The sequence below is a fragment of the Aquidulcibacter sp. genome (assembly GCF_020253525.1).
Lineage (GTDB): Bacteria > Pseudomonadota > Alphaproteobacteria > Caulobacterales > Aquidulcibacteraceae > Aquidulcibacter.
The window spans coordinates 1-24,770 of the sequence record NZ_JADCBK010000070.1; the positions used below are offsets into that span (position 1 = coordinate 1).

The 24,770-nt window shown below is 58.1% G+C and carries 24 protein-coding genes and 2 pseudogenes; 14 read left to right on the top strand and 12 right to left on the bottom strand.

Going from position 1 to position 24,770, the window contains the following annotated elements:
- A partial coding sequence (locus tag IOB61_RS09350; protein WP_290815515.1) for an ATP phosphoribosyltransferase regulatory subunit occupies nucleotides 1-789 on the bottom strand: 789 nt, incomplete at its 3' end.
- Nucleotides 790-1,002: 213 nt separating this feature from the next.
- Here IOB61_RS09350 and IOB61_RS09355 point away from each other — a divergent pair.
- On the top strand, nucleotides 1,003-1,809 hold the full coding sequence (locus tag IOB61_RS09355) for an OmpA family protein (protein ID WP_290815518.1): 807 nt from the start codon (nucleotides 1,003-1,005) through the stop codon (nucleotides 1,807-1,809).
- 22 nt (nucleotides 1,810-1,831) lie between these two features.
- Here the strand turns inward: IOB61_RS09355 and IOB61_RS09360 are convergent, their stop codons facing one another.
- Nucleotides 1,832-2,410: a cob(I)yrinic acid a,c-diamide adenosyltransferase gene (locus IOB61_RS09360; protein WP_290815522.1), complete on the bottom strand. Its 579-nt coding sequence runs from the start codon at nucleotides 2,408-2,410 to the stop codon at nucleotides 1,832-1,834.
- A 120-nt stretch (nucleotides 2,411-2,530) separates the two neighbouring features.
- On the opposite strand from IOB61_RS09360, the gene IOB61_RS09365 reads away from it, so the two are divergent.
- On the top strand, nucleotides 2,531-2,860 hold the full coding sequence (locus IOB61_RS09365; protein WP_290815525.1) for a hypothetical protein: 330 nt from the start codon (nucleotides 2,531-2,533) through the stop codon (nucleotides 2,858-2,860).
- Here the strand turns inward: IOB61_RS09365 and IOB61_RS09370 are convergent.
- The 3 genes and pseudogenes from IOB61_RS09370 to IOB61_RS16845 all read right to left on the bottom strand — a co-directional run.
- Nucleotides 2,850-3,374 (bottom strand): phosphoribosyltransferase, encoded by a 525-nt coding sequence (locus IOB61_RS09370; RefSeq protein ID WP_290815528.1) that lies wholly within the window; start codon nucleotides 3,372-3,374, stop codon nucleotides 2,850-2,852. The genes IOB61_RS09365 and IOB61_RS09370 overlap by 11 nt on opposite strands.
- Before the next feature lie 21 nt (nucleotides 3,375-3,395).
- A complete protein-coding gene (locus IOB61_RS09375) occupies nucleotides 3,396-4,148 on the bottom strand; it encodes a hypothetical protein (RefSeq protein ID WP_290815531.1) in 753 nt (250 codons plus the stop codon).
- A 12-nt stretch (nucleotides 4,149-4,160) separates the two neighbouring features.
- A pseudogene (locus tag IOB61_RS16845) lies at nucleotides 4,161-4,259 on the bottom strand (zinc-ribbon domain-containing protein); the annotation flags it as partial.
- A gap of 66 nt (nucleotides 4,260-4,325) precedes the next feature.
- Between IOB61_RS16845 and ftsE the strand changes: the two are divergent.
- From ftsE to IOB61_RS09420, 9 genes and pseudogenes are all read left to right on the top strand, one after another.
- A complete protein-coding gene (gene ftsE / locus IOB61_RS09380; protein WP_290815534.1) occupies nucleotides 4,326-5,060 on the top strand; it encodes a cell division ATP-binding protein FtsE in 735 nt (244 codons plus the stop codon).
- The gene (locus tag IOB61_RS09385; protein WP_290815538.1) at nucleotides 5,057-5,968 is read left to right on the top strand and encodes a hypothetical protein; all 912 of its coding nucleotides are present in this window, start codon (nucleotides 5,057-5,059) and stop codon (nucleotides 5,966-5,968) included. Before ftsE ends, IOB61_RS09385 begins: the two co-directional genes overlap by 4 nt.
- A gap of 1 nt (nucleotide 5,969) precedes the next feature.
- Entirely contained in the window at nucleotides 5,970-6,683 is a 714-nt protein-coding gene (locus tag IOB61_RS09390) for a YdcF family protein (RefSeq protein WP_290815541.1), read from the top strand.
- On the top strand, nucleotides 6,680-7,642 hold the full coding sequence (locus IOB61_RS09395; RefSeq protein ID WP_290815543.1) for a 1-acyl-sn-glycerol-3-phosphate acyltransferase: 963 nt from the start codon (nucleotides 6,680-6,682) through the stop codon (nucleotides 7,640-7,642). Before IOB61_RS09390 ends, IOB61_RS09395 begins: the two co-directional genes overlap by 4 nt.
- Entirely contained in the window at nucleotides 7,642-8,562 is a 921-nt protein-coding gene (locus IOB61_RS09400; RefSeq protein WP_290815546.1) for a DUF2125 domain-containing protein, read from the top strand. Before IOB61_RS09395 ends, IOB61_RS09400 begins: the two co-directional genes overlap by 1 nt.
- A 195-nt stretch (nucleotides 8,563-8,757) precedes the next feature.
- Nucleotides 8,758-9,060 (top strand): annotated as a pseudogene (gene rplU, locus IOB61_RS09405) (50S ribosomal protein L21); the annotation flags it as partial.
- A gap of 32 nt (nucleotides 9,061-9,092) precedes the next feature.
- Entirely contained in the window at nucleotides 9,093-9,362 is a 270-nt protein-coding gene (gene rpmA, locus IOB61_RS09410) for a 50S ribosomal protein L27 (protein ID WP_085340239.1), read from the top strand.
- 195 nt (nucleotides 9,363-9,557) lie between these two features.
- Nucleotides 9,558-10,124 carry a GNAT family N-acetyltransferase gene (locus tag IOB61_RS09415; protein ID WP_290815550.1) on the top strand — a complete coding sequence of 189 codons (567 nt, stop codon included), beginning with the start codon at nucleotides 9,558-9,560 and terminating at the stop codon, nucleotides 10,122-10,124.
- Nucleotides 10,121-10,666, top strand: coding sequence for a GNAT family N-acetyltransferase (locus IOB61_RS09420; protein WP_290815553.1), 546 nt, complete (start codon nucleotides 10,121-10,123; stop codon nucleotides 10,664-10,666). The genes IOB61_RS09415 and IOB61_RS09420 overlap by 4 nt, the downstream gene beginning before the upstream one ends.
- A gap of 63 nt (nucleotides 10,667-10,729) precedes the next feature.
- Here IOB61_RS09420 and IOB61_RS09425 read toward each other — a convergent pair whose 3' ends face one another.
- On the bottom strand, nucleotides 10,730-12,838 hold the full coding sequence (locus IOB61_RS09425; protein WP_290815556.1) for a methyl-accepting chemotaxis protein: 2,109 nt from the start codon (nucleotides 12,836-12,838) through the stop codon (nucleotides 10,730-10,732).
- Between the two features lie 216 nt (nucleotides 12,839-13,054).
- Nucleotides 13,055-13,909, bottom strand: coding sequence for an alpha/beta hydrolase (locus IOB61_RS09430; RefSeq protein WP_290815559.1), 855 nt, complete (start codon nucleotides 13,907-13,909; stop codon nucleotides 13,055-13,057).
- Between the two features lie 218 nt (nucleotides 13,910-14,127).
- Between IOB61_RS09430 and IOB61_RS09435 the strand changes: the two genes are divergently transcribed.
- Nucleotides 14,128-14,415 carry a hypothetical protein gene (locus tag IOB61_RS09435; RefSeq protein ID WP_290815562.1) on the top strand — a complete coding sequence of 96 codons (288 nt, stop codon included), beginning with the start codon at nucleotides 14,128-14,130 and terminating at the stop codon, nucleotides 14,413-14,415.
- A 9-nt stretch (nucleotides 14,416-14,424) separates the two neighbouring features.
- Here IOB61_RS09435 and proB read toward each other — a convergent pair whose 3' ends face one another.
- The 4 genes from proB to IOB61_RS09455 form a co-directional block, all read right to left on the bottom strand.
- Nucleotides 14,425-15,549 carry a glutamate 5-kinase gene (proB, locus tag IOB61_RS09440; protein WP_290815565.1) on the bottom strand — a complete coding sequence of 375 codons (1,125 nt, stop codon included), beginning with the start codon at nucleotides 15,547-15,549 and terminating at the stop codon, nucleotides 14,425-14,427.
- Entirely contained in the window at nucleotides 15,546-16,622 is a 1,077-nt protein-coding gene (gene obgE, locus IOB61_RS09445; protein ID WP_290815568.1) for a GTPase ObgE, read from the bottom strand. The genes proB and obgE overlap by 4 nt, the downstream gene beginning before the upstream one ends.
- A gap of 62 nt (nucleotides 16,623-16,684) precedes the next feature.
- Nucleotides 16,685-17,557 (bottom strand): 1-acyl-sn-glycerol-3-phosphate acyltransferase, encoded by an 873-nt coding sequence (locus IOB61_RS09450; RefSeq protein WP_290815571.1) that lies wholly within the window; start codon nucleotides 17,555-17,557, stop codon nucleotides 16,685-16,687.
- A 128-nt stretch (nucleotides 17,558-17,685) separates the two neighbouring features.
- Nucleotides 17,686-21,150 carry an autotransporter domain-containing protein gene (locus IOB61_RS09455; RefSeq protein ID WP_290815574.1) on the bottom strand — a complete coding sequence of 1,155 codons (3,465 nt, stop codon included), beginning with the start codon at nucleotides 21,148-21,150 and terminating at the stop codon, nucleotides 17,686-17,688.
- A gap of 246 nt (nucleotides 21,151-21,396) precedes the next feature.
- Here IOB61_RS09455 and IOB61_RS09460 point away from each other — a divergent pair, with 246 nt between their 5' ends.
- Nucleotides 21,397-22,890: a CoA-acylating methylmalonate-semialdehyde dehydrogenase gene (locus IOB61_RS09460; RefSeq protein WP_290815577.1), complete on the top strand. Its 1,494-nt coding sequence runs from the start codon at nucleotides 21,397-21,399 to the stop codon at nucleotides 22,888-22,890.
- 70 nt (nucleotides 22,891-22,960) lie between these two features.
- The gene (zapE, locus tag IOB61_RS09465) at nucleotides 22,961-24,085 is read left to right on the top strand and encodes a cell division protein ZapE (RefSeq protein ID WP_290815580.1); all 1,125 of its coding nucleotides are present in this window, start codon (nucleotides 22,961-22,963) and stop codon (nucleotides 24,083-24,085) included.
- A gap of 6 nt (nucleotides 24,086-24,091) precedes the next feature.
- Here zapE and IOB61_RS09470 read toward each other — a convergent pair whose 3' ends face one another.
- Nucleotides 24,092-24,688: an alpha-ketoglutarate-dependent dioxygenase AlkB gene (locus IOB61_RS09470; protein WP_290815583.1), complete on the bottom strand. Its 597-nt coding sequence runs from the start codon at nucleotides 24,686-24,688 to the stop codon at nucleotides 24,092-24,094.
- Nucleotides 24,689-24,770: the final 82 nt, after the last annotated feature.

A 24,770-nucleotide genomic window follows, 5' to 3' on the forward strand; every position in this document is an offset into this window, starting at 1 on the left:
ATCCAGGGCGGCCAAGGTTTCTAAGCGCGTGGCTTTGCGGGTGGAGGTAAAGGCCATGACTTGGGCGATGGCATTGTTGCCTAACCCTGCGCCCTTGGTGAAATCACCCGACTCATCCTTGCGGCCTGCGCCCAACAAAAGCTCTACCCCTTCGGGGCCTAAGCGGTCGAGCTTATCGACGGCCCGAAGCACGCCCAGACGTGTGGCGGTATCAGCCACATCGACGCCGATCTTGGCCAAAAGCCCATCGAGCAGTTTGCGGTTTGAGACATTGACGACATAAAGCCCGCGCGGCACGCCTGCGGCCTCTACAGCGGCAGCCCCCATGGCAATGGCTTCAGCATCGGCTTCGGGCCTTGCAGAGCCGACGCAATCGGCGTCACATTGCCAGAATTCACGATAACGACCGGGGCCGGGCTTTTCATTGCGCCAAACAGGCCCTGCGGCACAGCGGCGAAACGGCTTGGGCAGGCTGTCCCAGTTTTGCGCGGCAAAGCGGGCCAAGGGTGCGGTTAAATCATAGCGCAAGCTCATCCATTGGCCGTCATCATCCTCAAGCGCGAACACGCCTTCATTAGGACGATCTTGATCTGGCAGGAATTTGCCCAGCGCATCGGCATATTCAAAGCTGGGGGTTTCTAAGCGCTCATAGCCCCAGGATTCATAGACGCGCAGGACTTTTTCCACGACGCTGCGCTCTGCCAACAGGGCATCTGCCCGGCGGTCAATAAAGCCGCGCGGCGAGCGAGCAAGCGGACGGCTCGGCGCATTTTGTTTGGTTTCGGTCATCGTGAGGCCCGGTGGGAGAAAAGTTGGAGGCGGTGTTTATCGCGACATGGCGCGGGCGGCAATCAATCTGCCTGAATTCACTGCGCCATCCCAAAATGCACACGGTGTTTTGATGCGGGAATCAAGGTGACACTGGGAAGGAGCAGGGTTAGACAAGCGCTTTAAATCCTGTTTTCAGCCGCAAAAGCGGGCTAATCAGAGAAAGATTGCGTGATGAGCGAAAAGTCGCAACGCCGCCGGAAAGCCCTTGCTTCGGGAACAGGTGTGGCCATTGCGATTTTTGCGGCGCTTGCAGCAACTGGCCTAGCGCTCACCGGCCCCACCAAGCCCGCCATGCCCGACAAAGCTGCAGAAGCAGAAGCGCCCAAAAAGACCGATTGGCGCGACCTTGCCCGTTTGGCGCTGGATGAGGAGAAGCTGTCCTTTGCCGAAGTAAGCTTTAAGTCTGGGGTTCTGACCATCTCTGGCGATACGCTTGAAGCCGATGATCGCACCCGGGCTTTTGAGGTGGTGAAACAGGCCGTGCTGAATGATCCAAGCCATGTGGGCGTTGTCCTCGCGCTGGAAAATGCGATTACTTTGGCGGGCCAAGCCATGGCTGATGCGCCAGATGCCGCCTCCACCATGGGTGCCACGCCTGACGCAAAAGCCTGCCAAACCGCCTATGACACCTTGCTGGATGGGCGGGTGATCAATTTTGGCTCAGGCAGTGCGGTGTTGGCGGAGGAGTCAAAGCCCTTGCTCGATGCCTTGGCAGCGGTGGCCAAGCGGTGCGAGACCTATCGGGTGGAATTGGGCGGGCATACAGATGCGCGGGGCGATGCCACTGCAAACCAAGCCCTATCCGAACGACGCGCCCAATCGGTGGCTGATTATCTGGTATCCAAGTCCGTACCGGCCAGCCTGTTGGGCGTAACGGGCTATGGCGAAACCCAGCCCAAGGATGCCCGCGGCAATGCCGAGGCTGATGCGAAAAACCGCCGGATTGAGTTTAAAATCGTGGAAGACGTCGCCCCATAGGGCCCGCGCCACAGCTTGGGGGTTAGCGCGTTAGCCCCGGCACCCATTTCACATCCTCTGCCCCATTGGCATTGGCGCGGCGGCCCGCCACAAACAATAAGTCAGACAAGCGGTTGAGATAATGCAGAACAGAGTCGGAGACGACTTCGCCTTCGGTCTGCATCAAAGCGGCCACCTGCCGCTCTGCCCGCCGGGTGATGGTGCGGGCGACATGCAAATAGGCCGATAAAGCGGTTCCACCGGGCAAGATGAAGGAATCAAGGGCTGGAATGGCCGCATTCATCGCGTCGATTTCGTTTTCAAGCCGCGTCACTTGATTGGGCAAAATGCGCAAGGCTTCCCAGCCTAAGGGCTTACCGCGTTCGGGCGTCGCCAAATCGGCACCCAGATCAAACAAATCATTTTGGATGCGACCCAAAATCGCGTCGAGCTCAACATCGGCTGCACTATGCAGACGGGCTACACCAATGGCGGCATTGGCTTCATCGACGGCGCCATAGGCCTCCACCCGGGCATCAAATTTCGGCACGGTCTCGCCTGTAGCCAGGCTGGTGGTGCCCTTATCGCCGGTGCGCGTGTAAATCTTATTGAGCGTGACCATGTCAGTTCCCACTAGCAGACTTAAAAATCTTCGTTGTTCCTCGCTCCCTTAGCGGGCGCCTGAAAAAACGCAACGCACAGACACCTCGAACTTGCGCGCAATCGTGCTAAATCATCTGGCATGACCCACCCTATTCGTTTGATCCTGATTGTTTTGGCTGTGGCTTTTACGGCGCTGATTGGCTGGGCCAGTGTGCGCGGTGACTTTGCGGCAGAGTTTGGTGCCATTACGGCAATGCCGTGGGGCCGGGTATCGCTTTTTGACCTCTATCTTGGCTTTGTGCTCTATGGGCTTGCGGTTTGGGTGATTGAGCGCGACGTGAAGACGCGGCTTTTTTGGGCCGTGCCCATTATCTTTCTCGGCAATGCGTGGTCTCTCATTTGGGTAGCGGTACGCTGGAAACAAATCCTCGCCCGTCTCAAGACGGACCCAATTGATCCTAAGTCTTAACCGCACAAATATCGGGAAGGCCGCGGCCTTTGCCCGCATCATCCAAGCCATAACCAACCAAGAAGCGGTCTGGCAGGTCAAAGCCCAGATAGTCCGGTGCGGGCAGTTCTGCGGCCAAAGGCTTGCGCGCCAACAGGCAGGTCAAAACCTCCCGCGCGCCCTTGGACGCCAGATAGGATTTGGCAAACAGGATCGTCCGGCCCGTATCATAGACATCATCGACGATCAGAACTTGTTTGCCCCCAATCGGCTTTTGCAAATCTGCCAGCACGTTAATGCGGCCCCCACTTTCTTGCGCGTCACCATAGCTGGATAGCCAAAGAAAGTCTGTGCGCGGGGTTTTGCCATGGCGGGCAAGGCCACGCACCACATCGGCCATAAAGACAAAAGCACCCTGTAACAGGCCGACCACCACGGCATCCTCGTCCAACCGGCCAGCAATCTGGCCCGTCAGCTCTTGAATGCGGCTGTCGATTTCGTGTGCGGAAACCAGAATATCCAAATGTGACGTCACGGGTCCCGCCTCTCTGTTTACTTAACGTGCCGCGACAGGGGCGTCATGGCCCTCGCCTTGCTCAACCATTGGAACAGCGGTGGGCTTGGCTGGTGCTGCAGGCTCTGCCCCCATCAAGCCAGACTTACCCGTTGCCGGTTCTGGTTTAGGCCGTGGGCCCTTACGCGGGGGATCGGCAAAGGTGATGACCGCTTTCAGGCTGCCGCGTACGGGGTTTGAGCGCGAACTGACGAATGCATGCGCCTTGCCGGGGGCTAAGCTCTCAATACCTGGATCCACCATCCAGGACAGGCGCTCAAGGCCTTTTGAATCGACCAAAGAGACTTTGAGATAGGGAATGAATTCCGGCGTGCGCGAGACCGATTGAAGCACACCCTTCACCTCAATCTTGGGCCCCTTCTCATCCGCAGATGAAATGATTGTGATGTCGCGAATATCCACACCATAAAGATTGGCTGGCAAACCAACCGCCGCAAAGGCCGTTGCCGATTTGGGCCAAGCCCGCACAATGTCTGACCGATAAATAGCTGCTGCCCACACAATACCAATCAAGAGACTAAAGCTGATGGCCCAAGGAATGGTCGCAGCTAATCGGTGGGTGGTTTTGATTTGGTTCAACGCCTTTTGACGCGCCAATTCATGCGGCTCTAGCTTACCGCGCTTGGGCTTTTTGCTGCCAAGCCCCAGTTTTGCCAGCAATCCGGCCTTTTTTACTTCAGCAGCACTGGGGGGCCTTGGGGTGGTTGTCGCATAGCCAATGGCCCCCTCTGGCATGGCCCGCCACGAGTTTCCACATGCCGCACAGCGGACAGTGCGCCCCGATGGCGGAATCGCACCATCAGCGACATTGTACTTCGCAGAACATTGAGGGCATGTGAGTAGCATGAAAGAGACGAATCACCCGGCTAGCGCAACCATAAAAAAGCGCTTATTCGCTGTCAGAGTCTACTCATGAATGAAAAAACTCGCACCCCTGGCTATCGCGAAGGCGGACCCATCGTCCGCTTTGATAAGGTCGGCGTCACCTATGGCTCCGGCACGCAAGCGTTACGCAATGTGTCGTTTGAGCTGGAAAGCGGTGGCTTCTACTTTTTGACGGGGCCTTCGGGGGCGGGCAAGTCGACCTTGCTGAAGCTGATGTATTTGGCACTGCGCCCCAGCCAAGGGCGCGCCAATCTGTTTGGGGTCGATGTTGGCAGCGCCAGCCGCGACGATTTACCCATGCTGCGGCGCAAGATTGGCGTGGTGTTCCAAGATTTCCGCCTTCTGCCGCATTTGTCCGTCTTTGATAATGTCGCCATGCCGTTTCGGGTGCGCGACGTGCCCTTGGCCGATTATGCAGAAGATGTGGATGATTTATTGCGCTGGGTTGGCTTGGGCGGGCGGATTGATGCCTTGCCAGAGACTTTATCGGGTGGGGAACAACAGCGCGTTGCCATCGCGCGCGCCGTGGTGGGCAAGCCTTCCCTTTTGATCGCCGACGAGCCGACGGGCAACGTTGACCCGGATATGGGCGCCCGAATCATTCGTTTGTTCATCGAGCTGCATAAGCTGGGTGCGACCGTGGTGATCGCGACCCACGATCTTGACTTGGTGCGGCGTTCGGGGGCCCCTGTTTTGAGACTGGAGGCTGGCGAATTGACCCAAGCACCCAATTTTGAGCAAGCACCAAAGGCGAAGCGATGATTGAACGGCTTAAAGCGCTGTGGAGACTGATTAGCCGCGAATCCGACCGCGCGCTATTGCCTGCAGATTCGCGCCAAGTACGACCCCTGACCATTGTGGTTTCCATCATGTGCGCTTTGGGATGTTTGGCGGGCCTGGGGGCTTCGGCTGGCTTCCGCGCCGCCAATACGTGGACGAGTGACTTGAAGAGCGCGATGAGCGTGGTGGTGCAAAGCCCCCGGACGGATGAAGACCTTGCGCGGGCTGCCCAAATTGTCGGCCGCATCCAAGGTGTGACGCGCAGTGAAGCCATGAGCCGAGAGCGGGCCAAGGAACTCTTGCGCAATTATGGCACCGATATGGGGGCGACGTTGGACGCACTGCCCGTCCCCCGTCTGATCGAAGTGGGGGTGGTTGCGGGCCAAACCAATGTGAAAGCCGATATTGAAAAAGCCCTCAAAACGGCGGGCTTTACGGTCGTGGTGGATGACCATAGCCGCTTTACGGGTGAAGTCTTGCGCACATCGACCGTGGTGCGAATTGTGGCCATTATGGCCTTAGTCTCGTTGGTTGTGGCAGCCATTGCCACCATTGCCTTTGCGGCCCGCGCGGCGCTTGAGACCCGACGGGAAGCGGTCAATATCCTCCATCTGGTGGGCGCAAAGGATTCTTTTGTCGCGCGCGAGGTTCAAATCCGCTTCTTGCGCCTCGGCTTTGTTGCGGGCCTTTTGGGGGCCAATGCAGCTGGCGTGATCGCTTTGATTGGTTCAACCGTATTTGCTTTTGGGGCGTCAGACTTCACCAGTGGTGCGCCCTTGTTGAATTGGACCGATTTGTGGATCTTGCTGGTCGCGCCTTTGGTTACCGCCTGTGCGAGTGCGGTTGCAGCCGATCTCGCCGCGCGGGCAACTTTGAGGGATTTGGTGTGAGATGGCATGGCTCTGGCGCAAGGCACGTGAACGGGGGCTGCACCGCCCATCGGGCACGGTTGTGCGCTCCTCCACCCTCATTTCGCGCCTGATCTTTGTTGTAAGCCTGCTTGGCGGCTTGGCACTGCTGATTGGCTTTATCCGCTTTGGCGATCATGTAACCTCGCTCAAGACCCCCACCCAGCCGCTCCGGGCCGATGGGGCTGCGGCTTTGACGGGTGGCTCTGACCAAAGGCTGATTGCTGGGGTTAAGCTGGTTGAGAGCAAGGCGGTGCCGCGCCTCCTCATCTCAGGCGTCAATCGGATCACAACGGCGCAGGAAGTGCGCGCGGTAGCCGGTGGGGCTGAAGAAACCTATGCCTGCTGTATCGACATGGGTCGCCGGGCGACCGACACGATTGGCAATGCCGAAGAGGCCGCCATCTGGGTGCGCGTCCATCAAATCAAAACGCTTGTGGTGATCACAGACGCCTATCACATGCCACGCAGCCTGTTTGAGATGCGCCGCGCTATTCCAGATGTGGTGCTGATCCCCTACCCTGTGCAGACCACGCGTGAATTTGACGGCGACTGGTGGAAGAATGAACGCCCAACACGGGCCTTAGCCTTGGAATATGGCAAATATCTTGTCTCCATCGGGCGCGGGCTTTTAGAAGGCGATACAGAAATTGCGTTGAAACAGATAAGTCTGTTTCACAAAGGACAAACGCCATGACCTTAATCCGGTCGTTTCTCTTGATGCTGTGGTTATGGGGCAGCGTGCTGATCGTCGGCACGTTGGGCGCGCCTTATGTATTTATCTCCCCTCTGGGCGGCGCGCGCGTCATGGAGGTCTGGGCCAAAGTCATGCGCTTTGGTGCGAAGTGGATTGCGGGCATTACCTATGAAGTGCGCGGACTGGAGCATTTGCCCGATGGGCCGATCATGATTGCGGCCAAGCACCAAAGCGTTCTGGATACAATCATCCCTACCCTATTTACGAATATGCCGGTCTATGTGCTGAAGCAGGAGTTGTTGAACCTGCCGATTTTCGGCTGGTACTGCCGCAAAGCCGGGCTGATTGCCATCGACCGTTCCGGCCATATGAGTGCGCTTAAAGCCATGGTGGCGCAAGCCAAAGAACGGTTTGAACAAGGCCGCCCCTTGATTATTTTCCCCGAAGGCACCCGCCAAATGATTGGGGCTGAGCCTGACTATAAGCCTGGGGTGGCCGCCATTTACATGATGCTGGGCGTGCCGTGTGTGCCGCTCGCGTTGAATACCGGTGTTTCATGGCCTGCGAAGGGCTTTATGCGCTATCCCGGCAAAGTCGTGTTTGAGTTTCTGCCCGTGATCCCGCCCGGCCTCAAACGCGGCCCCTTTATGGAATTGCTGGAAAGCCGAATTGAAGAGGCCAGTCAGGCTTTGCTGGACGAGCATGCTGAACGAATCTCTTTTCAAGAGGCCAACCGAAAGAAGCAAAGCGACGGTGGTGACGGGGGCGGCGGGGCTGCTTCGAGTGACTCCAACAACGCGCCAAAACCCTCGGACAAACACGAAAAGGGCGGAGAGGCTGAATTTGACTGGAAGGCTTATGGGGACCGCGCGCGTGAAAGCAACGGGATCAGAGATCGGGGTTTTGACGGCTTTGATGGCAGCGGTGGAGATGGCGGTGGCGGCGGTGGCGGCGATTGATGACTAAGTCCAAATCCCTCTTCGGCCTGATCCTTCCTTTAGCCACAGGGGCCCTCGTTCTGGCGGGCTATTATGTCTATTGGAGCCAAACCGCCCTAGCCCTTAAAGACCGTGTGTCGGCTGCTTTGCCGGCCCAGCCGAAAGAGACTATCGCGGTCAAAGGCTTCCCCTATCGGTTTGAAGCAGAAATTACCGATCTGCGCGTCCAGACGCGCTCGGGCTTTGTGTTTGAAGCCTCTCGTTTCGTGGCGGCGGCCTCGCCCTTCAACCTCAATCTCTGGGCCCTGGAAGGCGCGCTGGAGCCGAAGCTGAAACTGCCCGGCGGGCCAGTACGGCCGCTGCAGGCCACCGATCTCAAGGCCAGTCTGCGCTTTAAGGAAGGCCAATTGGCGCGGTTTTCCTTGACGTTTCAAGGCTTGCAGGCCGGTGTCGCCGACCCCTCTGGTCTGGGACCTGCCCCATGGCGCACGGGGGCTGGCGAGGTGCATTTGGTCGCAGATCCGAAAGAGCCAAGCCGACTGGCCTTTGCATTTGACCTAGAAGGTCTGGAGTTAAGCGCGCTGCCCGAAGGGCCTGCCGCGATTCTAGGCGCTAAGATCGACAAGCTGCGGATCACCGGCCCGATCAGCCAAGGCCAGACTTTATTGCAATCGACCAAAGCGTGGGCAAAGGCGCAGGGTGCGTTCACCATTATGGCGGCGCAAATCAACTGGGGCCCCCTGTTCTTTGATCAGGGCACGGGCCGCTTGCAGGCGACAGCAGACGGGCAATGGCAAGGCGAAATTCGCGGTCAAGGGGCGCTAAAGCCCAATGGGATGGCGGTCCCTGCCCTATCGGCCCCGATTGAAATTGCGATCGAAAACGGGCAAGCGCGGCTCTTGGGCTTTAACGCGGCGCGCGTGCCAAGGGCGTATGACTAGCTTTGCTGGATTTTCTTACGCCCAAGGTGCCATAAAGGGCCGCGAACATCAGCATTCTCAATTGACTTCGAGCGCTTGCGACTTTAAGGACACCCTCCCTAACGCTCGCCGTCATGGCGGGCGCTTTCGTTTATTCCGCGAACCCCATCCCGATCCCCGGTCTGGTCCGTTCGCCCCTTATCAAGGAACAGCGCGATGTTCGCGGTGATCAAAACTGGCGGCAAGCAATATAAAGTCGCTGCAGGCGACAAGCTTGTGATTGAGAAATTAGAAGGCGAAGCAGGCAGCGCCATCACCTTCAGCGACGTGCTGATGGTTGGTGGTGAAGCAGGCGTCACCGTTGGTGCCCCCCTCGTGGCAGGCGCAACGGTTGCTGCAACTTTGCTGGAAACCCGCAAGGGCGACAAAGTGATGGTCATGAAAAAGACCCGTCGCTCGACCTATCGTCGTCGTAACGGCCACCGCCAATGGGGCAGTGTCGTTCACATCACCGCCGTCAACGCGTAACCAAGCGCACAGGAGACTGACACATGGCACATAAAAAAGCCGGCGGCTCGTCACGCAACGGTCGCGACTCGCACTCCAAGCGTCTTGGCGTCAAGAAGTTCGGCAACGAAATGGTTGTTTCGGGCAACATCCTCGTGCGTCAACGCGGCACCAAATTCTTTGCTGGTGAAAACGTTGGCCTTGGCCGCGACCACACCCTCTTTGCGACCGCCAATGGCCAGGTCGTCTATACCCGCAAGCGCGACGACAAATGTTTTGTATCCGTCATGCCAATTGCGGAAGCAGCAGAATAAGGCGGTCCTGAACCACTCCGGATCGTCTCCCTGAAAAGGGGTGATCCGGTCAAACAGACCATTTCCCGCGCGGGGGGCCGGATCACCGGCCCCCCGTTTGCATTATGCCCTGATGCAAATAGGTCCTTTGAACCAGAGTTTGGTTCGGGCCAGTCTCCCCCCACCCCGCGCGGGTTTCCGATTGGAGACTTTGCCATGCGTACCCACATTGACACGAGCCGCCTCACCCTGCGCCCCTTGCAGATGACTGACCTCGACCGTCTGGTATGCCTGGCAAATGATCTGCGCGTATCGGGCAATCTATCCCGCATGCCCCACCCCTACCGTGAACAAGACGGCGAAGACTGGTTGAGCAAACAGCCGGACATGTGGGCTGGTAAGGAAAACTATGTCTTTGCGATTGAGCATAAGGCTGAAGGCTTTATGGGGGCCATGGGTCTGCACTGGATGGACCGCATGACGCTGGATGGCAGCTCTGCCTGGGAACTCGGCTATTGGCTGGGCGTGCCCTATTGGGGCCAAGGCTATGCCACCGAAGCGGGTAAAGCCCTGATCGCGGCGGCAATCACCGACCTCGACCCTGCCTATCTGGTTGCTGGCTTTGCCACGACAAACACACAATCTGGTCACGTGCTTGAAAAACTTGGCTTCTACAAGGTCGATGCGATTCGCGACATGAGCGTGCTCGCCACGGGCAAATCCAGGCCCACACAAGTCATGCGGCGCGATATCGCCGAAGCAGAAAGGAGACCGAGGTCATGACGCCAGCCCTATTGACCCCGCGCCTCTTGCTGCGGCCGTTAGAGCATGAGGATAGCCTTGCGCTCGCCGATCTCTTGAACCGGCCGGAGGTGGCACGCGGCCTATGCACCATCCCCAAGCCCTTCACGCCCCTGCATGCCAGCGCGATGATCTTGATGATCCGGGCCAGTGAAGCCCGCGGCCTCGAATTTGTCTGGGCGGTGGAGAATGGCGAAGGTGATGTTGTCGGCCAGATTGGCCTGCGGCAAACCAAACCCGGCTGCGCCCAATTGGGCTATGCCTTCTTGCCAGAATTCTGGGGCCAAGGCCTCGGGCGCGAGGCGATGGAGGCGGTGCTGGACTGGGCAACGCGCCAGACAGGCTTTACCGCTCTGGAAGCAGAAGCCCATCCCGACAATCCGGCTAGTCTGCACCTCTTGGAAAAGCTCGGCTTTGTTCCCAAGGGCGCGGTCCAGCGCTTTAGCTTGGCCCAACAAGACCGCATCCCCTTAGTGTCCTTCCACAAGAGCTTGGGTGCCCCGGCCCATCTGGCTGTGGCCTAAATGAAGAAGGCCCGCTGATCGCTCAGCGGGCCTTTTTGTTTGTCAGAGATGGTCGAGGCCTGATTAGGCGGCGCGAACGCGCTCCAAGAATTCTTGCGTCTCTTGATCGAGCTTGGCGGCTTGGACCGAGAGTTCGCGGCTGGCGGCCAAGACTTGGCTTGCAGCCGCACCAGTTTCACCCGCCGTTTCGGTCACACGCGACACGTCCGAGGCCACCGATTGGGAAGCCGCAGCCACTTGGGTAATGGCGCTGGCGATCTCTTGGGTCACCGTTGCCTGCATATCGACCGACTGGCCAATCATGCCTGCATTTTGGTTGATACGGGTGATAACTGCTTCGATACGCGACATGGCATCAACAGCACCATCCACAGCGCCTTGGATCGAGCCGATTTGGGCGGCGATATCCTCCGTCGCATTGCCGGTTTGGCTTGCAAGGTTTTTGACTTCTTGCGCCACGATGGCAAACCCGCGACCTGCTTCCCCGGCACGTGCCGCTTCGATGGTGGCGTTCAGGGCCAAGAGGTTGGTTTGGTCGGCAATGCCTTTGATCAGCTCAACCACTTCGCCGATGCGACGGGCCGAATTGGCCAGTTCGCTTACCGCACCTTGGGCTTCCCCGCTCAAGCGGACTGCTTCAATGGCGACCGAGCTCGATTCAGACACATTAGACTGAATGGTCGAGATGGAGCTGGTGAGGCTTTCAGCCGAACCTGCAGCGGTCGAGGCACTGACGGTGCTTTCTTCGGCGGCAGCGGCCACGCTGGAGGCCATCATATTGGTGCGGTCAGCAGCAGCCGTCATGGCTTGTGCGGTTGCTTCCAACTCGGCCGAGGCAGCAGCCACGGTGCGCAGCATGTCACCGGCCACTTGCTCATAGGCTTGGGTAGCAGCAGCAATGGCTTCTGCGCGGCGCATTTGGATCTTGGTCTCTTCGCTGGCAGCAGCTTCAAGGGCGATGCGCTCGATGGCATTTTCCCGGAAGACTTCAACCGCTTCGGCCATTTCGCCCAATTCGTCACCACGATCACGGCCTGGAACCATCAGATCGGTCACACCGCCTGCGAGGGTACGCATCGTGTCAGTGATATCCGAGATTGGCTTGGACAAGCTGCGGGCAAACCAGAAGCCTGCTGCTGCGGCAGCACCGATGGCAACCAAGGTGGCCAACAGAATGTTCAAGGCCAAAGCCCGCAAGGGCTCTTGCGCCTCTGCGACGGTTTCATCGGCAGCCACAACAAACTTCGCACCCAAAGTGGTGAAGGGCACGAAAGCGGTGATTGCTGCATTACCATCCGCGTCTTTGGTCACGGTTGTGGTGGCTTTGCCTTCAAAGCCTTGCTTCACAAACTCATTGTCGACCTTCTGCTTGAGAATGGTTGGCTCTTTGGCGTGGGGTGAGTTGTTACGCACCAAGAAGTCTTCACCAATCAGGGTGTTTTCGCCCGTCTTGCCGTTTGCTGGCTGTGGCTGCATCGCCGCGTCAAGCTTGTTGATCGACAATTGGATGGCGAACACGCCCTTCAACTCGCCATTCGCACCCTTGATGGGCACGGCAATAAAGCCAGCTGGTACATCGGCTGATGGCGCATAAGGTTTAAAGTCTGCAAGCTTTGGCTCTGCATTGGCACCTGCGGCGATCACATCGCGGACGAGGACGCCAAGACCGGAATCTTTCCATTTGCCATTTGCCAATTGGGTCGCAAAATCACGCTCTTTGAAGACGGTATAGACATTCTGGCCATTCGCATCGAACAGGAAGATGTCGTAGAAATCGTTCGTACGCAGAATATTGCGCAGCCAAGGATGCAGTTCGGCATGGACGGCATCATAGGCCGTGCCATTGTTTGCCGCATCCCACTTTTCTTTTTGACCAGCTGGATTGGGGTTCTGATCAATATAGGTGGCTTGAAGTTGGGCTTCCGCGTCGGGGCCCAATTGCGCATAGGCGGCGGCGAAGCGGTCGAGCGCGGAGGAAATGATCGCGCTGGAAGCCAATTCTTTTGCTTGCGCACCCGAAGTATCGAAGAATGCCTTGGCTGCATCGGCGCGAGAAATGGCCGTTGCTGTCAACATATTCTGGGTTTCGGTGTTGATATTGTTTTGGGAGTTTAAGTAAGCGGCTCCACCCGACATCGCCGCAGCCAAGGCCGCAAGACCAGCAATCACCATCGGTAGCTTCTTCGAAATCGCTACTTTATTCAGCCCAGACAACATTACAACTCTCCCCGGTCCTGTGCCGACATCTCTATCCATCGAGCCTGCCTCGATAGAACTCAGCGCCATAGAATCTGGGAGCCGTTGTATCCGGTAAGTGGTTACGTTTATGTTTACAAATATTGACGGGGTTCAGCTTTCGACTGCTATAATCAATACCTTGGGTCTACCTTACTTTGTCTGGCGAATGATCGCTTCAATTGCCGCCCAAGCCTCCGGTTCTTCCAGGGATGGCGCATGGCCAACATTGGGGACCTCAGCTGTAATCAAGTCAGGCTTTGCTTGCTTCATCCGCTCGACAATTTCAGCCGACAAAAGATCTGAGAGTGCCCCGCGAATAACCGCTGTTGGGATCGGCGTCAGGGCCCCATATTGATCCCAAAGGGTTGGAATGGCCTCTGTCCCACCAGAACTGGCTACTTGCGCGATGGCGGGGTCATAATCGAACACAATTCCATCGGCTGTCTCAATACAGGTCTTTCGGGCAAAATCGGCCCAAAAAGCAAGGTCTTTGCCGGGGAAAGCGGCTTCGCCGATCACCGACATCATGGTCGCAGCTTCATCCCAGGTCTGGGCTCGCCCCATTTTACCAACATAGCCTTGAATGCGCTTAAGGCCTGCGGGGTCCACTTCGGGACCAATGTCGTTCAAGATCGCGCCCGCCACGGTGGTTTGAGAAAAGGCTGCGACCAGCATGGTGATAATGCCGCCCATGCTGGTTCCAAGGAATACGGCCCGCTTGAGACCCAATCGGTTCAAAATGGTCAGAACATCTTGGGCATAAACAAGTGGGTTATAATTGCTGGGATTGGGGTCCCAATCCGAGCGCCCCCGACCACGCACATCAAGCGCCAAAACCCGGCGGCCCATGCGGCGAATCGGTTCGATGACGGCCAAAAAGTCTTTATGATTGCGCGTCAGGCCATGCAGACACAGAACAGGCGGCCCCGTATAGGCCCCAACTGGGTCGAAATCCGCGACATAAGTCTTCACCCCATCATGGCCGACAATCATATGCTCGTTCATACCCGCTCCCTACCGCGCCTTTGGCTCTCAAGAGATTAGTTTAAGGCCTATTTGGCGATACGAAACAAGGTCTGAACGGCCCATGAACCTGAATGAAGGAGCATAAACGTCATATTCGGACGCAAGCAAGCGCTTATTTTGACGATTTCTCTTGCAGACTCGTTTTTTCGTTCCTATCTTGTTCTTATCAATCGCAGTAAGACCAGAAAGGAATGGCGATGCAATTATCTCTTTTGCCAGCCTTGGAGGCAGAACGCCCCCGCACCAAGCCTGTGGCCCCATCCCATCGGCAGGACTCGCCCTTGCCGGTCGTCAGTCGGCCAACCACGGCCCAAATCAATTATCTCAAGCGCCTGACTGGTATTCGCGCCGATGGGCAATTGCAGCGTTATGTGGCGCGTAAAGTCGGCAAACAGGTTCAAGCCACTGAAAAGCTGGTTTTGACGAAGCAGGACTTTGCCCAGGCGATAGACCGTGAACTGAATGAGAAGCGCTGGGCCGCCTAACGTCCCGACTTAGGCCAGCACGAGGTCATCGCGGTGCACCAAGGCCGGCCTGCCCGCATAGCCCAATATCTCTTCAATCTCATCGCTATGGCGACCCAGGATTTGCAGCGCATCAGAGGAAGAATAGGCCGAAATGCCATGGGCCACGATGCGGCCAGCCGCATCCTTGATCGCAATGGCGTCGCCACGCTCAAATTGTCCTTCAACGGAAGTTACGCCAATCGATAACAGGCTTGCGCCGTTTTTGAGGGCCTTTGCCGCGCCCGCATCAACACAGAAACTGCCAGCGGGATTCAAACTGTGGCCCAGCCAAGCCCGTCGCGCGCTCTCGCGATCTGCGGCGGGAATAAACCAGGTTGAGCGCCCGCCCTCTAAGAGGCGACGGAACGGATGGTCTAAGAAGCCGTCTTTGATCGCCACGCTACAGCCAGCAGCAGTGGCGATCCTGGCTGCGTCAATCTTGGTGCGCATGCCGCCAGAGCCAACACCGGCCTTTTGATTGATGCCCCCTGCCATAGCCTCGATGGCGTCGGTAATCTCACGGACTTCGCCAAGATGAGCGGCATCGGGATTTTGGCGCGGATCGGCTTCATAAAGGCCATCGACGTCGGAAAAAAGAATAAGGGCGTCTGCCCCGATCATTTGCCCCACACGGGCAGCCAGCCGATCATTATCGCCATAGCGCAGCTCATCTGTGGCCACGGTATCATTCTCATTGACGATGGGGACAGCACCACACGCCAATAAGGTGTCGAGCGTTGCGCGCGCATTCAACCAGCGCCTGCGCCGTTCGGTATCGTCTGGGGTCACAAGGGCTTGGGCGACGGCAATGCCTTGCTTGGCAAACGCCTCACCCCAAGCGGCCATCAGCCGGACTTGACCAGCCGCTGCGGCGGCCTGCTTTTCTTCCAGCTTTAATTTTCCCGCAGGCAGACCCAAGGCCCCACGCCCAAGTGCGACGGCACCTGAGGTGACGATGACGATCTGCTGGCCTTGGCTTCGCGCGTGGGCCACATCTTGGGCCACCGTTGCCAGCCACGCCGTGCGGGCTTCCCCGCTCGCGGGATCAATGATGAGCGACGAACCAAACTTGAGAACAATGCGCTTGGCTTGACGCAAAGCCCGATGCGTCATGGTGCCCAACCGTCCTCATTGGCTTCTGCCATCGGCTCCCCGAATGAGTCCACGTCATCCAAATCTGGGGAAAGAATGCCGCGCGATTTGGCAATTTCCCGCCAGAGCAGACCCAAAGCTCCGCGTACGCCTGAATTGGACACGCCAGAGATAGCAAGCACGGTTCGGCCCGCTTCCTTGGACAAGGCAGCCCGCTTTTCAGCAACTTCCTCTGGGCTCAAGGCATCAATCTTGTTGAGGGCGATGATCTCAGGCTTACGGGCAAGATCTTCGCCATAGGCCTCCAACTCACCGCGTACGGTGCGATAGGCTTGGGCGACATCTTCTTCTGTGCCGTCAACCAGATGGAGCAAGGCGGCGCAGCGCTCAACATGGCCAAGGAAACGCGTGCCGAGCCCCGCCCCTTCGGCAGCCCCTTCAATCAGACCTGGAATATCGGCAATCACAAAGCGCGTATCAGGCCCCAAGGTCACCACGCCCAAATTGGGGTGCAAAGTGGTGAAGGGATAGGCGGCCACTTTCGGATTGGCCGACGAAACCGCAGCCAGAAAGGTCGACTTGCCAGCATTGGGCAGGCCCACAAGGCCGGCATCGGCGATCAGCTTAAGCCGCAACCAAACAAATTTCTCTTCGCCTTCAAGCCCGCGGTTCGCCCGATCTGGGGCTTGGTTGACCGAGCTTTTGAAATGCAAATTGCCCCAACCACCATTACCACCCTTGGCCAGCACCACACGGTCGCCAATCTTGGCAAGGTCGGCGATCAAGGTCTCGCGATCTTCTTCCAAAATCTGGGTTCCGACCGGCACTTTCAGCACAAGGTCCTCTGCCGAAGCCCCATGCTTTTGGCGCCCCATCCCATTCTGGCCGCGATCAGCCTTGAAATGTTGCAAATAGCGATAGTCGATCAGTGTGTTGAGGCCGTCGACCGCTTCGACCACCACGTCACCACCGCGACCGCCATCACCGCCGTCTGGTCCACCAAATTCGATATATTTCTCGCGCCGGAACGAGGACGAGCCGTTGCCGCCGTCGCCGGAACGGATGAAGATTTTTGCTTGATCAAGGAATTTCATAACAAGCAGAGAGTAGCGCGGAACGCGTCACAATGAAAGCCAAGCCATTCAGGCGGCAGATTTTAAGCTGCAGGTGCAGGTGCCAGCGGCACAAAGGGCGCATCGGGGCGGTCGGGCATCACGGTTTCGACATGCTGCTTCAGACGTTCGGTTACCTCGGCTGCATCGCCCAAAAGATGGTCGGGTGGGATCGCGGGACCAGCCGATAAGGTGAAGAGCTGGCCCTTCTTGTTCAACAGCTCTTTGAACAAGGTGATGTCGCGCAATTCCTTGGAGAAGCGATCAAAAAAGTGAAACCAAAAGCTCCAAGGGCCTGTCATATGGATCGGCACAATTGGGGCGCGATTCTTTCGGGCGATGGAGACAGCCGAACTCATCCACTCGGGATCTCGCAACACCCCATTCACATGGCGGGCAAGTCGACCTGCCGGGAAGATAAAGATCGCCCGCTCTGCCTGAAACGCCTCTTGGGTCAGGCGCAAGGTCTCGCGCGTTTTCTCCCGGGTCCGCTTATGCTCCTCCCACTCAACCGGTACCAAGACGTCGATAAAGCCCGCAGAAACCCGGTGGGCGTCGGCATTGGCATAGAAGATTAAGTCGGGCCGGATGGGCTTGATCGCGTCCCAAGCTGCGATACCGTCGGCAATCCCGGTTGGATGATTGGCCACAATCACACACCGACCGCTCTTGGGAATATGCTCAAACCCTCGTGTTTGTGTGCGGACCGACAGAAGATGCGCCACTTCCTCTAATGCAGGTAGGCCCGGCAAGGATGCGATGGTGTCGGCCATGGTGACCGCCTGATCATAATCGAGCAATTTGTTGAGAGACGCCCGAATAATCGGCCAAAACACCGATTTTGCGAGGCTGGGCGCACGCTCTTCGATCAGGATATCGATGATATGTTTGTCGCGATGGGGTTGCTGTTCAGGCATCAAACAATCCAACGACGCAAGCGGCCACTGGGGTAGAAGCTGCCATGGACCAGATGGATTTGGCAAGCCCAGATGCCAAGCCCAAAGCGCGCGGCTTTAGGCTTGGCGATCTATGTACATAGCGTGGCTTAGAACGCGACCCGGACCCGGGCGCGCACTTGTTCCACCCGCACATCGGTGCGGTCAATCGTCGTCTCATAGCTGAGGCCCAAGGTGGCCGACTTGAGCTTGGCTTCAACCCCAAGGCCGACTTCGCCCCAGGATTCATCTTGAGCAAGGCCCGCCACATTGGCCAAGGTCACGCTGGAGGCCGCAGCAAAGCCTAAGCCGCTGGCACCTGTGTCGGAAGCTTGGAAGTCATGGGCGAGGGCAACCCGTGCCCAAGGCTTGATGTTGCCGCCCGTGCCAAAGTCGCCATAGGCCGTCACACCCAAGCGGGCCACCAGCGCTTCAACCGTACGCGCGCCCACGGTTAGACCAATCGGTCCAGATTCCCGATAGGCATCAATCTCGGCCTTGTCATAGGCGATGGAGACGCTGGGTATATAAGAGCCCCACGCGGTTTTATTGGTGGCGCTGAGTGCGGCACCCATGCTGGTCAGTGTGCTATCGGTTGAGCCCGAAGCCGCCAAGGGACCCGCAAAACGCGTCATGTCGAGATTACCTGCCCCACGTGAGGCATAGGCGTCAAAGGCCAGTACGGGGCCAGACACACTGCCATAGACGGACAGGGCCGCGGCGTCAGACTTTGTCTTGGCGCTGCGGTTCGACAATTTGCTGGTGCCATTGGCGAGGTGGAGGGCCGCCCCTAAGACATAGTTTTTCTGGCTATAGTCGAGACCGACCACCCCCGTCACGGTTTCAGTTCGCGCGCCCAAAAAGCCCTTTTGAGCCTCTGCATTGGCACGCAGGCCACGCACTTCACCAAAGGCGCTCCAGCCGGGTTTCATCGTCGTAGAACCGCTGGATGCCGGCAAAACATCGCCTGCATCGGTCATCACGCCAGTCCCGCCGCTGAGAGCGGCCATTTGAATGCCGCCCCAATTGGCCCCTTGCGCGCCGGTTTGGCGGACTTGGGCCACACGTCCCAGGATCATGGCGCTCATGGATTCAGACGTCCGCAACATGGATTGGGCCGCAAGCTGGTTATCCCACGGGGTCAAGGCTTGCAGGAAGTTTGCGGCCTCGATGGGATTGAGACGGTCCGAGAAGCGATAGATAGAGGCCAAGCTGTTATAATTGCTGGCGCGGTTGCTATCGAGCAGGCTTGCCAGCCCCGAACATTGCACACTCGCGCAGGCGGCAAACGAGGTGTAAGGCACTGCCGTAATGTCGAGGATGACATCCCGGCCCGATACACGCGGTGTCGCGCGCAAGACGCCGGGCAAGTTCGACGCAATCAGGGTGAAGGCGCCGCTCGTCGTGCCTGTTGCCGAAGCGATATTCCAGCTGGTGCCAAAGTCGGGGACATAGCTATTCAGGAAGTTGGCGGCAAAGCCACCGCCCAGCACCAAATTGCCGGTCACATTCAAGCGGTCAGCCGATGTCGCACTGGCGATATCAACGCCAAATGTGCCCGTGCTGCCAAAGCCAGCCCCGCCGCTGATCGACAAGGTCCCGACGCCACCAGCTGCCCCCGGCGTCAACACGCCGCCAGCAACCAAGACGCCCGATTGGGTCAGGATCGAGCCAGAGCCCGATACCGTGCCGCCCAAAACATTGAGTTGGCGCGGCGCGAAAATGCCGTCGACATTCAAAACGCCCGCGTCCACAAAGGACGAGATCGTTGTGTTCAAGCGGCTGCCAGCGCGAATATTCAAGCCCGATTGCGCCCCCCGCACATTGAGGCGGTCGATTGTGGCGGTAACACCCGTCATCGAGGTGGTACCTGCCGCGCGCAAATTGACTTCAAAATAGCGGGTGGAGTTTTGCACCCCTGCCACGCCATCGGTATTATTCGGCGTAAAGCCACTGGTACCAACCCCCGTCAGGGCGCCTGAATTGAGGGACAGGCGGCCGGAGGTCCATGGCAAGGTCGAGGAGGCTTCTGAGGCGATCAAATCGACTTTTGCACTGGGCAAATCCATGGTGCTCGCTTGGGCTTCAGCGCTGGCACCTGTAAAGCGGCTTGGGGCAACTTCGCCTGTGCCCGTCTCGGCTTCTACGGCATCAGACACCAAATTCACGATCCCAGCATTATCGGTATGGAGCGGATTGGCGGTGCCGCCCGTTGCCGGACAAGTGCCCGACAAGGTGCAGAGCTTTATGTTGGCAGGGTTTGGCGTGATGGTTCCAAAATTGGTGGACGCATCGGTTACCCCGGCCGCTGCCGTCGTCGGCAAGGCATTGACCAAAGTGGACCCAGACAAGGTGAAATAAAGTGGGTCTAACTCTTGCCGCCAGCGCGTAGCGTCCGTCCACTCCCCATCGCCTGCGGCGACCGTCACATATTTATAGGGGTTATTGATTAGGATTTGATCCCAGAACAGATAGAGCGGATTATATCCGGCAATCGTGCCGAAATTGGCGAAAGGGACGGAGAAGAAGCCGAAGTTATCGTTCGGATTGCCAACCGCATCAAAGAAGAAGCGCGACCCTTGGCTCAACACGCCCAAAGAAACTTCCCGTCCAAATGCGGAAGTCACCAAAGGACTGCCCGAGTCGCCAGCCGCCGTGCTGGCTTCGCCCGCAACCGCTGCCCCGGGAAACACATCGAAATCAAACGTATTGCCGGTGGCGCTGCGCGTGATGCTGGCCGAGAAGGGGCGCGTGGCGCGCGATGGATCGTCGAAATCGAACCAATACATGTCTTGATAGACAAGGGTTGAAGGGCTTAAGCCATTGCCGATCGCGCTACCATAAACGCCAAGGTTCAGATCGCGGGAACTGCCCAAAAACTGCAGCACATTGCTGCCCAAACGGCGGAAGAAGGTATCGTCCGTTCCCGACAGACGCGCACCCGTCAAGCCATTGCCCGCTTGGCCATAGCCGCCAATGGTTACGGGGACAGCACCGCTAACTTGGGAAAACAACAGACCAATCCCATTGGCCGCATCCCGGCCCAAGATTTCGGTCGGCGTATCAAAGCCAGCAATCGCAATATCGGCAGGCAGGAAGGTGCCTTCATTGGCGCGCGCATTGGGGCCATTGCGCGCGCGTGGATCCCACCAAACCATGGTTGAGTTCACCATGGTCCGCCCATCGCCGCGCGGCACGATAAAGTCTTGCCCGAAGAGCCAATTGCGCAGGTTCACATTGCCAAAAGTGGGGTCGGTTGTGTAACCGACTTGGGCGCGATTGCCGCGCGAATTGCCGTCATACGCGCCTGGAGGCAAAGTATCGACGCAATGGGCGGCAAACAAAACGGTGCGAGGATTGATAAGAAGACCCGTACAGGTCCCGCCACCATTGCCAGCTTCATTACGAATGCCCAAGCCGACCCAATAGGGCCGCGTATTATTCGTATCGACCACCGCTGCGGGCGAAACGGTATCGGGGGTGACCAGCGCCACCGCTGGCGCGCCTGCAAAAGCACCAAAGCCTAAAGCCAAGCTGGCCACTGTATTGGTTAAAGTTTTTCTTGAAATCTTCATTTTCTCATCCCCTCAAATCGCTATTACCCCAGCGTACAAGATCGGCGCGGTCGCTTCTAAGTTGCGGGAAACTAAGGCTTGGCGGGTGGGCGTCAATGCCGAAGCGCGCCGGATCAAGGCTTCGTGATTATCGTTTTGTTAATTTTCTTCATGGCGACAAGAACGCTGCCTGATACTGGCTGAACCCATACAGTTTATCTCTGCCGCATCACAGGCTAAGGCTATCGCAAGATAAGGGGCAGGACCATGCGCGAAATCCATCATTTCATCGACGGGCAAACCAAAGCAGCCACGACAGGCCGCTTTCACAATGTCTATGATCCGTCCACGGGCAAGGTCCAAGCGCTGGTGGAATTGGCGTCAGCTGAGTTTTTGGCTGAAGCCGTGGCCGGGGCGAAAAAGGCCCAGCCTGCGTGGGCCGCGACCAACCCCCAAAAGCGCGCCCGGGTGATGTTTGCCTTCAAGGCGCTTCTCGAACGCGACATGGAAGATTTGGCCCGCCTTTTGTCGTCTGAGCATGGCAAGACGGTCGCCGACGCCAAGGGCGACATTCAGCGCGGCCTTGAAGTGATCGAATTTGCCTGTGGTATCCCGCACTTGTTGAAAGGTGAATATACCGAAGGCGCAGGCCCCGGTATTGATATGTATTCCATGCGCCAGCCCTTGGGCGTGGTCGCGGGCATCACCCCGTTTAACTTCCCCGCCATGATCCCGATGTGGATGTTTGGTGTGGCCATTGCTTGCGGCAATGCCTTTATCTGTAAGCCCAGCGAAAAGGACCCCTCGGTGCCGATGCGATTAGGCGCGCTGTTGCAAGAAGCGGGTCTTCCCGACGGGATCTACCAAGTCGTCAATGGCGACAAAGCGGTCGTGGATGCAATCCTTGAGCATCCCGATGTGAAGGCCGTCAGCTTTGTTGGCTCGTCTGCTGTGGCCGAATATATTTATGCCAAGGGCGCGACCTATGGAAAGCGCGTGCAAGCCATGGGCGGGGCGAAAAACCACGCCATCATCTTGCCCGATGCTGACCTCGACCAAGTGACCAATGACCTCATCGGCGCAGGCTATGGCAGTGCGGGCGAGCGTTGCATGGCGATCTCTGTTGCAGTGCCCGTGACCGACAAAGTGGCAGATGCTTTGATTGAACGCCTCAAGCCCCGCGTTGAAGCGTTAAAGGTCGGCCCCAGCCTTGATCCCGATGTCGATTACGGCCCGTTGATCAGCCACGAACACCGCCAAAACGTCATCCGCTGGATCGATAAATCGGTGGAAGAAGGCGCGAAACTGGTTGTCGATGGGCGCAAAGTCTCGTTCCAAGGCTATGAGAGCGGCTTCTATCTCGGCGGCTCGCTCATCGATCAGGTCAAGCCGCATATGGACAGCTATAAGACCGAAATCTTCGGGCCAGTCCTGCAAATCGCGCGCGCCGAAGATTTTGAAAGCGCGATTGCTCTGCCCAACGCCCACCAATATGGCAATGGCACCGCCATCTATACCCGCAATGGCCGCGCCGCGCGCGAGTTTGCCAGCCGCGTTGAAGTGGGCATGGTGGGCATAAATGTGCCCATCCCCGTGCCCTTGGCCTATCACAGCTTTGGCGGCTGGAAACGCTCTGCCTTTGGCGACGCGAACCAACATGGTACCGAGGGTGTTCGATTCTTCACCAAGGTCAAAACCGTCACGGCCCGCTGGCCCGAAGGCGCGGGCGCGGCAGAGTTTGTCATCCCGACGATGAAATGAGGGTGGGCGCGCAAACAAAGCCCCTCTCCCCTAAGGGGGCGAGGGGAGGTAAGCGAGTTGTGTTAGCCCCATGATCACAACCCTCTATCGCCAAAAGGCCGAACAGGGCCTGATTGCTTTTGACCCCGCCCAAGCGGCGGCGGTCGAACTCTTGGCCGTGTTGCAAAACCGCCTGACAGACTGGCGGCCCGGTAAAGCGCGCTTCCTGTTTGGCAGGCCAGAGCCCGCGCCAGAGGGGATTTATCTCTATGGCGGGGTGGGGCGCGGCAAAAGCATGCTGATGGACCTCTTCTTTGAGGTCGCCCCGGTTGAGAAGAAACGGCGCGTCCATTTTCATGAATTCATGGCCGAGGTGCATGCAGCCGTAAATGCCTGGCGGGCGATGAGCGCCCAAGAGCGCAAACAGCAGGCCCATTTCGTCAAAGGGGCCGGCGACGATCCCATCCCACCCGTCGCCAAAGCCATCGCCAATGAGGCTTGGCTCTTGTGCTTTGACGAGTTCCAAGTGACCGATATTGCCGATGCCATGATCCTTGGTCGCTTGTTTGAGCAATTATGGATGCGCCAAGTCGTCGTCGTCGCCACGTCGAACCGCCACCCGCGCGACCTCTATAAGAATGGTATCAACCGCCAACTCTTTCTGCCCTTCATCGCCATGCTGGAAGAAAAGCTGGCGTTACACGCCCTCGATGGCCAGCGCGACTATCGCCTCGCGCGGCTTGAGAGCCAGCCCGTCTACCATAGCCCACTCGATGGCCGCGCCTTTGCCGCGATGGATCAAGCGTGGGCGGCCCTGACCCAAGGCGCGCAACCCCGGCCCACCTCGCTGACTGTCTCGGGCCGAGAGCTCAAAATTGCCCGCGCTGCTGCCGGCTGCGCCCGCATGAGTTTTGAGGATTTATGCGTCGCAGCCCTTGGGGCCAGCGATTATCTGGCGCTCGCCAAACGGTTTGAGACCCTGATGCTCGATGGTGTGCCCGTCATGGGCCCTGAAAAGCGCAACGAAGCCGCCCGCTTCCGTACCCTGATCGATGCGCTCTATGAGAATAAGACCAAACTGATCATGAGCGCCGAAGCCGAACCCGATCGCCTCTATGGCACGGGCGACCAAGCCTTTGAATTTGAACGCACCGCCTCCCGCCTCTACGAAATGCGCTCCCGCGATTATTTGGCGGCGGAGCGGGGTGGGGATTGAGGGGTTCTAACCCACCACCCGCATTGTCAAATTAATCCGTCCACCGCCCGGCACCAAGGTGGAGGAGCCTGACAACACCCGGTCGATGCCGTGGTAGAAGTGCCGCGACGCTCCACCCAAAACAACCACGTCGCCGGAATTGAGCTTTAGGGACGATGTCGGCCCGCCGCGTGTTGCCCCGCCGAGACGGAAGATTGCGCTATCGCCTAAAGAAATAGACACGACCGGGGCGGCGCGGTCGCGCTCATCGGCGTCTACATGCAAGCCCATTTTGGCCCCGTCGCGATAGAGATTGACGAGGCAAGCCTGTGGCGCAACCGGGTAATGGGCGACGGCCTGCCAAAGGTCGAGCAGGGCTTGGGGTATGGCCGGCCAAGCTTGACCGGTGACGGGGTGGGTCGCCTGATAGCGATAGCCGCCCTCGCGGTCTGACACCCAACCAAGTGGCCCCAAATTCGTCATCTCCACACTAAAGGGCTTGCCGGTCTTGGGCATGGTCGGGCGGAAGAAGGGCGCACGCGCAATCAAGGGCGCTAAACTCGCCAGCAGCGCCTCTTGCGCGGGCCGATCGAGATAGGCGGGATGGAAAGACAGGCCATTCATGCGATCAGATCAACCTTGAAGATTCTACCAGTTACGTCTACTTTAGAGGCGGAGTGCGTAAGACGGGACCGCATTGGAAAGC